10 protein-coding genes are annotated in these 8,770 nt (G+C 42.4%); 2 read left to right on the top strand and 8 right to left on the bottom strand.

Annotated elements, in window-relative coordinates:
- Positions 1-183: 183 nt before the first annotated feature.
- From LCF57_RS10465 to LCF57_RS10455, 3 genes are all read right to left on the bottom strand, one after another.
- Positions 184-1,035 carry an alpha/beta fold hydrolase gene (locus LCF57_RS10465; RefSeq protein ID WP_226000633.1) on the bottom strand — a complete coding sequence of 284 codons (852 nt, stop codon included), beginning with the start codon at positions 1,033-1,035 and terminating at the stop codon, positions 184-186.
- Positions 1,036-1,678: 643 nt separating this feature from the next.
- Positions 1,679-2,371, bottom strand: a complete 693-nt coding sequence (locus LCF57_RS10460; protein ID WP_226000632.1) for a pseudouridine synthase — start codon at positions 2,369-2,371, stop codon at positions 1,679-1,681.
- A gap of 115 nt (positions 2,372-2,486) precedes the next feature.
- Positions 2,487-2,684 (bottom strand): DUF3934 family protein, encoded by a 198-nt coding sequence (locus tag LCF57_RS10455; RefSeq protein WP_013310240.1) that lies wholly within the window; start codon positions 2,682-2,684, stop codon positions 2,487-2,489.
- 210 nt (positions 2,685-2,894) lie between these two features.
- Here LCF57_RS10455 and LCF57_RS10450 point away from each other — a divergent pair, with 210 nt between their 5' ends.
- Positions 2,895-3,329, top strand: a complete 435-nt coding sequence (locus LCF57_RS10450; protein ID WP_226000631.1) for a VOC family protein — start codon at positions 2,895-2,897, stop codon at positions 3,327-3,329.
- Positions 3,330-3,394: 65 nt separating this feature from the next.
- On the opposite strand, the gene LCF57_RS10445 is transcribed toward LCF57_RS10450, so the two are convergent.
- The 4 genes from LCF57_RS10445 to LCF57_RS10430 form a co-directional block, all read right to left on the bottom strand.
- Positions 3,395-4,402, bottom strand: coding sequence for a FecCD family ABC transporter permease (locus tag LCF57_RS10445; RefSeq protein WP_226000630.1), 1,008 nt, complete (start codon positions 4,400-4,402; stop codon positions 3,395-3,397).
- Positions 4,399-5,424 (bottom strand): FecCD family ABC transporter permease, encoded by a 1,026-nt coding sequence (locus LCF57_RS10440; protein WP_226000629.1) that lies wholly within the window; start codon positions 5,422-5,424, stop codon positions 4,399-4,401. The genes LCF57_RS10445 and LCF57_RS10440 overlap by 4 nt, the downstream gene beginning before the upstream one ends.
- Positions 5,425-5,457: 33 nt before the next feature.
- A complete protein-coding gene (locus tag LCF57_RS10435) occupies positions 5,458-6,441 on the bottom strand; it encodes an ABC transporter substrate-binding protein (RefSeq protein WP_226000628.1) in 984 nt (327 codons plus the stop codon).
- 134 nt (positions 6,442-6,575) lie between these two features.
- A complete protein-coding gene (locus LCF57_RS10430; RefSeq protein WP_226000627.1) occupies positions 6,576-7,025 on the bottom strand; it encodes an Imm63 family immunity protein in 450 nt (149 codons plus the stop codon).
- 214 nt (positions 7,026-7,239) lie between these two features.
- On the opposite strand from LCF57_RS10430, the gene LCF57_RS10425 reads away from it, so the two are divergent.
- The gene (locus LCF57_RS10425) at positions 7,240-7,671 is read left to right on the top strand and encodes a hypothetical protein (protein ID WP_226000626.1); all 432 of its coding nucleotides are present in this window, start codon (positions 7,240-7,242) and stop codon (positions 7,669-7,671) included.
- Positions 7,672-7,745: 74 nt separating this feature from the next.
- Here LCF57_RS10425 and LCF57_RS10420 read toward each other — a convergent pair whose 3' ends face one another.
- Complete coding sequence (locus LCF57_RS10420) at positions 7,746-8,663, bottom strand: aminoglycoside phosphotransferase family protein (protein WP_226000625.1); 918 nt, start codon at positions 8,661-8,663, stop codon at positions 7,746-7,748.
- Positions 8,664-8,770 lie beyond the last annotated feature (107 nt).

Genomic DNA, 8,770 nt, shown 5'->3' with positions numbered 1-8,770 from the left:
ATTTCTGTCCTTTTTTAGCCATACAAATATCCCCTTCAAGTTCACTCAATCCTCATGATACCATGCGGACTTTTTTGAGTGTCTACTTGAAGGGGATAATACCACCCCCTAAAAAAGGAGATTGCCTTTTTATTCAGGAAGATTGCTTCTCTCAAAAACGGCTTTATTCAGCTATCGTACACATTAGCTGAACTTATTGGGTATCGAAGTGTGATTTGAGATAGAATCGATTATTAAATCCCAGTCGTCATAGTGAAGCTCATGCCCGGCACCTTCCAATGTCAGTAAAACTGCACCTGGAATTTCGTTAGCAAGATTTATTCCGTGTTCATAAGGGATAATCGGATCTTCAGTACCGTGAATCACCAGAGCAGGGACGTTTATTTCCCCTGTCCTAGCCAGATAGGATTCTCCACCTGACAGCATTGCGTGATTGTTCATGCTGGCTATATTGTTACTTCTTTTCCATTCTTCTTTTGCTAATTTATAAACTTTATTCTCATCGAAAGGGTGTTTTGAACCTACTAAAATTCTTGATCTACCTATCACAAAATCGACGACTGATTGTTCGTTCGTCCAATCTATTGTTCCCATATTCGAGAAATAGTCCATAACCTTTTCCTCCATCGGTGGAAGATCTGGAGCAAAATTGGACGTTGCTAAAAGAGTAATGGTTAGAACTCTTTCTGGATGTCGTAGAGCTATCATTTGAGTCAGCATTCCACCCATGGACATCCCTACGATATGCGCTTGCTCAATCTTATAAGCATCCAATACTCGAATCGCATCATCTGCCATGTCTTCGAAAGTATAGTCCGGTTGACCAGGTTCGTAAGTTGTAGAACGTCCAACATCTCGGTTATCATAACGAACGACAAAACGCCCCGTATCTGCTAAACGCTGGCAGAATTCTTCTTCCCACCAAACCAGTGAGGATTGGGCACCCATAATCAGTAATATTGCCGGGTTAACTCGCTTTCCGAAACTGTCGGTACATATTTCTATTCCATCGATTTTTATTAGTTGTTCGTTCATGTAGAATTCCTCCCTCCAATACTATATATAACAAAAAAACACAGGATATTAGCCTGTGTTTACAGTAATCGAAAAAAGAATTTGGAAATGAACGCAATATGGTGATTATCTTATGATAGACTCGCAGTCCTACACCGGATAGATCAACAAAGTTCATTTCATTTTCTTTATATTCAGTCTATACAGAATGAGGATAGAGTTACCCCTGCCTCCATTTGCATATAACTAAACTAGGTTACCGTGAAGGCAAACCGTTCTTCGATTACTGTGCACACCAATAGCCTTAAATCACTATTTAATACATTGTGCAAAGAATATCGAAGAATTAGATTAGCACACGTAACCCCTCCGTCCTTATCAATTAAAGCAATCTTAACACATGATGACTTTCTATGTAAACACTTGGAAATTATGTTCAAGCTTACTGCTAGGGGTTTAACTTAATAGTTAGAAATTTCTATCAGGTTACCATCAGGATAACGATCAGCCCTTTTTTCGGTTATGGTAGTTGCTTGTTAGCCTCTCCTCTGTTATGCCTCCATAGTAGCAGACAATGGACTAAGCAATTTCTCGAATTTGGTAAGAGATTCCCCTTTGCCTGCTTCGAATAAATGCTTCTTAAAATAAACTTTCGTTGTATCCATCATTTCAACTTAGAAAGAAGTAACTCCAGTTCCTCCCTGTCTAGATGTCTCCATTGTCCCCGCTCCAGCTTGTCTAAGGTAATATTCATGATCCGGATACGCTCAAGCTTCAGCACTCTGTATCCTAGAGCCTTGCACATTCTGCGAATTTGCAGATTCAGCCCCTGCGTCAAAATAATGCGGAACTCGTATTCGCTCGTACGATCAACCTTGCACGGTTTGGTAATGACGTTCAATATTTCAACGCCACGAGACATGGCCTGCGTAAACTCGTTTGTAACAGGTTTGTCTACAGTCACTACATATTCCTTCTCATGACCATGCTCGGAACGCATCATTTGATTGACAATACTGCCATCGTTGGTTAATAGAATGAGTCCCTCAGACGCTTTATCCAGCCTGCCAATGGCAAAAATACGTGAAGGATAATTGACATAACGAATAATATTGCCCTCCACTTGTTCCGCTGCCGTACATACAACGCCGATAGGCTTATTTAGCGCCAAGTATACAGGTTCACTGGAATTAAGCGGAATAGCCTCGCCATCGATCAGCACGATATCCTGTGGCTCTACATCCGCACCCGCTTCACAAACGTTACCATTAATCGTAATTCGTCCTGCTGCAATCAGCCTGTTGCTTTCCCGACGTGAGCAGAACCCAGTCTCACTTATGTACTTGTTAATTCTCACGATTCACCTGCTTCTGGTTCTAGTATGGGAGTATGAGTAAAATGATTAAAAAAACATCTGATTGTTCTTGCTTAATCAGATGTTCACCATTTACGACAACTTATACTTGCCCGGCTTATTTGCTACTGTTGCCGCCGCTTTTATTCCTTGTTGGTTTGGCAGTGCCGCCTTTTGTGCCACCTGCTGCTTTGCTCCCCGGTGCGCTTGTAGAAGCGCTTTTTGTCCTTACTGGCTTCGCAGTTTTGTTCCAGCGTGTCCAGCCCTTACTGCCTGTACCTCTGCCGGTCCCGCCGCCCTTGCTTTTTCCACCCATATGATCACTCCATTACTAGTCGTTCAGATTTAACTAAGCTATCATACCATTACTTTGATCATAATGCCCATTTGTTTTAAAAATTGAACATGTTAAGCCGCAAATACTTTCGCAAAACGGATCATATTGTATTTTTGTTTGTTTGCAGGTAAATAATGAAATAAGGTCGTATAGTATGGAAAAATGATGATCCTTGAAGGAGTGAAACACATGTCTGTTGATGTTTATCTTAACTTTAATGGAAATTGTCGTGAAGCAGCGGAGTTTTACGCAGAGGCATTTGGGACTGAGAAACCACAAATCATGACGTTCGGTGAAGCACCGCCCAATCCCGATTATCCTCTACCGGAAGAAGCTAAAAATTTGGTCATGCACACGCGACTTCATATTGATGGAAGTAATGTGATGTTTTCAGACGTTTTTCCTGGAATGCCTTTTGTTGCAGGGAACAATATCAGTCTGGCCATTGTTAATAAAGACGAGGAGAAAATTCGATCGTACTTTCATAAGTTAAAAGAAGGTGGGACCGTAAACATGGAGCTTCAAGAAACATTCTGGAGCAAATGCTATGGTAGCCTGAAAGATAAGTTCGGAATTGAATGGCAATTGAGCTATGACAATGAAGAATCGCCCAATGAACAATAAAAAAGACGTTAACCCTGTCGTATTTTGCTTGGACATGGGTTAGCGTCTTTTCCATGAATAAAACATTAACTGGCTTTCGACAGCAAGTAAAGAAAATAAGGGGTAACCAGTATAGTGATAATGATTCCAGTTGGAATATCAGCACCAAAACTGATCGTCCGAGTAAGCGTGTCAGCAATCAAAATGACTAATGAACCAACTAATGCTGTGGTAGGTAGTAGCAGCTTATGATTGGGACCTACCAGCCTGCGAGCCAGATGGGGACTGACCATCCCCACAAAAAAGAAATTCCCGCCAAGTGCCACGCTACCGGAGGCCAGAGCCACCGCTGCGATCGTCAAGCCGATAAATTCCCTTTTAATTGCTACGCCGAGCCCCGATGCTGTCTGATTTCCCAAATTCAACGTATTGAGTGTGTTAGACCTGTAAAAAACGTAAAAGCAGATGATAAGTACCCACGGGAGCAGCACCATAATATAGCTCCAGTCGTCCCCCCACAGGTCTCCAGCCTGCCATCTCAAAGCAAAGTCATACTGTTGCTTATCTAGCCGGAGTGTCAACATCAGAGATAATGCGCTGTAGCCACTGCCCATAGCCACACCGGTTAAAATTAAGCCTGTAGGCGAGATGTCTCTTCCCCGCCTGAAAGCAAGCATAAAAATCAAAAATGCTGCCGTAAGGCCGCCTGCAAAAGCCAGCCCAGGAAGAAGAATAGGCGATAGCAATCCTTCACTAGCGAACAACGTAATATACATAAGCACAAATAACCCTGAGCCTGAGCTGATGCCGAGTGTTCCCGGACTGGCCATGTCGTTTTTGAGCAAGCTTTGCATAATACAGCCTGATATCCCCATGCCAATACCTACCAATATAGAAAGCACAATACGTGGCAGTCGAAAGTCAAACACGATTAGGTTCTGTTTGCTCGTTCCTTCGCCCATGATGACCTTGAAAACTTCGAGTGGAGAAAGGTTCATTTTCCCAACATTCATACTGAGTACAGCCACTAGCAGCGTCAGCACTACTAACAGTAAAATAATGCTAATCCCCCTGGTATTACGGGACAGTTTCAACTAAACTCCCTCCTCTGCTTGCGCACAAGGTAGAGAAAATAGGGTACGCCCACCAAGGCAAAAATAATGCCAAGGGGTGTTTCGTGAGGACGATTGATCAGTCGTCCGAGTAAATCCGCCGCCAACAGAAAGACTGCTCCATACAAAGCTGAGGCCGGGATAATATACCGATAATCCGTTCCGACCAGATGGCGCATAATGTGTGGCACGATCAAACCAACGAAGCCAACAGGGCCGACCACAATAACCGATAACCCCGTTAGAATTAATACAATTAAGGTTGAAAACAGCTTAATCCTGTTCGCACGAATACCCAAGCCTGATGCCACATCCTCCCCGAAGCTCAAAATCGTAATCGAGGGAGAAAGCACGATGGCACAGATCAAACCTACTACAAACAGTGGCGCAATGAAAGCTAATTCACCCCACTTGGCGCTGGCTGTACCACCAGCAGACCAATAATCAAGGGCTTGGCCAATCTCATACTTAATAGCGATAAACGTACTAAACGCACCAAAAAGCATGGAGATGGACATTCCTGCCAGCACCAGTCGCTGAGGCGTCATGCCTCGCTTGCCTTTAGATGCGATGTAATACGTAATGCCTGTAGTGATTGCTGCACCTAGGCAAGAATACAGCATGGTTTCCCCGTAGGTGCGACCAGGCAAAAAGGCCATACATAAGGCAATAGCAAATGTCGAGCCTGAACTTATACCAATGAGTCCCGAATCCGCTAGTGGATTACGAGTGGTTCCCTGCATAATTGCCCCACACACAGCCAAGCTGCACCCTACAATGATATCTGCCACGGTGCGTGGAAAACGCAAGGTGTGAATAATTTGATGTTCCGTAATATTGGGATCAAACTGAAATATAGCCCCCCACGCCAGCTTCAAGCTCATTTCCGCAGCACCAAAGGTAATGGATGCTGCGGTAACCACCAGGAGCAGGAACACGCCCACGATCATGTAGCTTACAAAATGAAATATTCCTTTTTTATTTGGTTCTTTGTGAGTAGACATCGATTACACCCTTAGTTGGTCAATTATGCATCGTTATTTAGCCTGATCCAGCAATTTGCTAATGATATAATCTAGCTGTCCCGTCATACTAGCAACGTCCGAATAATAGAACAGTCCTGCATATTTCGCTGGAATTTCGATGATATGTCCGTTTTTAACGGCTGGAATACTGCTCCAGATTTTTGTCTTCGCATATTCGGATTCCTTACCCTCCTGCTTAAACCACAAGACATAATCTCCAAAGTATTCAGCAGCTACCTCGTAGGATAAAGAACCTCGCCCCTCTCCGGAATTTTTAACCAATGTATTGAGCTTTTCGGGTTTGTGGAGCCCCAGATAATTGTAAAGCAATGTCCCTCCACGTGAGCCTGTTTCATAATATATTCCGTAGGATCCACTGCCCCAGTCCTCGAAAATGCTAAACGTTTTGTCCTTGAATATGTCGGAGCTTAGTTTTTCTTTGGCCTGACTCAGCTTGCTTTCAAAGAGTGAAATCACTTTGTCCGCTTCTGCTTCATGTCCTGTGGCCTGACCAAGGAACTTCAACCGTTCTAGGGAGGTCATTTTATCCTCAGGAATGACGAGGACAGGCGCAATTTTAGACAGCTTATCATAATCCTTTGTATCATATGTAATGATGAGATCAGGATCATACTTCATAATTTCTTCAGTTTCCCACTTTTCAATATTGGGGATGTCGTTAAACTTATCGTAAAAAGGCATCGTTTCTTGCTTCCAGCCCATTATTGCCGCTGGCTTAATCCCTAGTGTAAATATATCGCCAACATACCAGTTCACTACTATCCGTTGAGGATTAGCGGGTACCTTAATATCTCCTTTTACCGTAGAGACTGTACGCGTATCAGAATTACTACTTACCTCTTCCTTCGTGGAGGACGCGGGTTTTGCAGATGAATCAGAGGAACTGCCAGCATTCCCACAGCCTGAAATAACGAAGATCATTACGAATAGCGCACATAAAATCATGTGGAATTTCTTGTTCATCATACGACGCATGTTGTAAATCTCCTTTGAAATATAGTAAGTGCAAGATATACTTAAAATTAATGATACTGATAATCATTATCACTAATATAAAAGTGTAAATTTTACCTGAGTGATTGTCAACTGTTTCTTTAAGCTTTTTTGTTTTACTTTAATGGGTTCTCCAGCTTCCCCCTTCTATTCGCTTCATGCCATTCCTGATAGATTCCTCCAATTTCATAAAATGCTTTGTTCATTGCAGTGGTCAGCTCCTTCATGATCTCCTTGGTATAATTTAAATGAGTATTTATGTTATCCACTTTATATTTGCGAAGAAGATTTAGATGAGCAATGATGTGAATCGTATCTTCGATGATCCAATAAATCACATCCTCTACATCTTTCGTAAGCTTGTTCAGCATCTGTATGCCTCTTTCGTACATCTGGAGCGTATAACCCCGCTTGCCCACTTGCACATACGGGCTAAGATCATCATAAAAATCCGTACGGAAAGGTCGTCTTACATATTGCTCATACTGTTCTTCGTATATCGAGGTTTGTTCAAGCAGCTTAATGATCATATCTATGATTTCTTGTTGGCTATACATTTTTTCCATCAGGTTTTCCCTTCCTTTCACGTTATCCAGCTTATTTTATCAAACTAATGAACGATACATGAATGCTCTAAATATCATTACATCATAAGTGATGCAATAAGAAGTAAAATTCATTTTTTACCAACCATTAACAATTATTTGTGTAGCATACGATAAAAAGATTAGAGGGGTTTTCCCTTCGATATCTCAAACTGAAGGAGACAGGAGAATAAGAATGTATAGAATGTGGACGAAAGCATCGGCTATTCTATTCGTAGTGGTATCCCTGTTATTCAACGGAACGTATGCGCTCGCAGCATCGGCAACATCAACCTATGTCGTAACGTTTCAGCAGGCAACCCCGGTATCCAATGATCATGTTGGCAACGATTGGGCAATTGCTGCTCAGGTGGCTGGCAAGTCCATTAGTGAAGGTAACAGCGTAAAGGTGAAGGTCAAATCAGGTGGCAGCATCAAGCTGTATGCGTATGCTGAGGAACAGGACAAGGTTCCTGACGAAGGCGAAGCCAGCAAAAATGTAAAGATCTCCACGATTTCTGCCAAAGGTTCTACCGTTAAGTTAAAGGTCACGGTTACTGAAAACCGTGGACGTTATTCAGGTAATCAAGCTGTTTGGGAATTTACGTACAAGATCAAGAAGCAATAATGGAACATGTATAAATAGACCGTCACTCTTTGGAGCGGCGGTCTTCATTTTTTAAAAGGGAACTTTTGCTTTTTTTAATCGCGGTAACTCGGCAAATACCATTTGGGGATATAGGTTTGAAAATCGTCATATGCATTCAGCACCTCTTCAGCCCGCTGAACCATATCGTCAACCTCTTTTTGCCCAAACGAAATTGCCCAGTGGATGGATGAAATTTGGTTGCTTGCAATATACAAAGCCATTAATTTAAAAAATAAATCAGGTACATCGTTGTTAAAGTAACCGTGGATACGACCCGACGCGAATGAAGGGCTTAATGCCGCACACCAGGTAATACGATTGAATTCCTCCCAAGGGTCTCCATAATCCAATCTATTAAAATCAATGATCCCCAGTTCATCGGATTGCGTAACCACCATATTGCCTACATGATAATCACCGTGCTGAAACGTTTGAGGACGATGTTCTAATAGATGGCGATGCTGCTCAATAAAGCGAATGGTTTGATCTGCTCCCTTAAAAGGAATGCCGCTTCCCTTATAGTTGCTAATGTATCTGCTGATTTTGGCGTTATAATATTCGGCCCATGGCGCTTGGTCTTGCTTCGCCGGGTTTTCGTGCATTTTTCTTAATATTTCTCCTGCTCGAAACCCGAATCGGTACTGGTCGTTAGCGTTTAAGGTGGGAATAATCTTCTCTGCATTTTCTCCCTCAATCCAGGTGAATAAAGAGTATACAGACTGTTCGTTGTTGCAAATCCCAAAACCAAGCGGCCGGGACATTAAAATTCCCTCCAAATGATCCAGCTTTTTTACAGCTTCAAACTCATGTTGTTTTCTTTCAAATTGGGTTATGTCTGATATTTTCAGCAGCAATTCTCTGTCGTCATTGGTTTGAACATAGTATTTCTTATCTTTAGACCAGCCTTTATGAATCTCTTCCACATGGCTCCACGTCCTGGAGTCCGGAACTTCACTAAAGATTTGATTCACATGACACCTCCCACTGTTCCCCCTATTCCTCCATAGCTTACCTTTAATTTCGCAAGAAAATCAATACTTACAATGATAGCGTGCGCCCAATAAAAAAGGTTGAAAAG

This window comes from Paenibacillus sp. BJ-4, from assembly GCF_020404765.1.
Classification (GTDB): Bacteria; Bacillota; Bacilli; order Paenibacillales; family Paenibacillaceae; genus Paenibacillus.
This window is presented reverse-complemented; position numbering and strand designations above follow the sequence as displayed.

Excerpts from the sequence above, each read along its gene's own strand:
- LCF57_RS10465 (WP_226000633.1), bottom strand. The coding sequence starts at position 1,035 with ATGAACGAACAACTAATAAAAATCGATGGAATAGAAATATGTACCGAC.
- LCF57_RS10455 (WP_013310240.1), bottom strand. The coding sequence starts at position 2,684 with ATGGGTGGAAAAAGCAAGGGCGGCGGGACCGGCAGAGGTACAGGCAGT.
- LCF57_RS10450 (WP_226000631.1), top strand. The coding sequence starts at position 2,895 with ATGTCTGTTGATGTTTATCTTAACTTTAATGGAAATTGTCGTGAAGCA.
- LCF57_RS10440 (WP_226000629.1), bottom strand. The coding sequence starts at position 5,424 with ATGTCTACTCACAAAGAACCAAATAAAAAAGGAATATTTCATTTTGTA.
- LCF57_RS10435 (WP_226000628.1), bottom strand. The coding sequence starts at position 6,441 with ATGCGTCGTATGATGAACAAGAAATTCCACATGATTTTATGTGCGCTA.
- LCF57_RS10430 (WP_226000627.1), bottom strand. The coding sequence starts at position 7,025 with ATGGAAAAAATGTATAGCCAACAAGAAATCATAGATATGATCATTAAG.
- LCF57_RS10425 (WP_226000626.1), top strand. The coding sequence starts at position 7,240 with ATGTATAGAATGTGGACGAAAGCATCGGCTATTCTATTCGTAGTGGTA.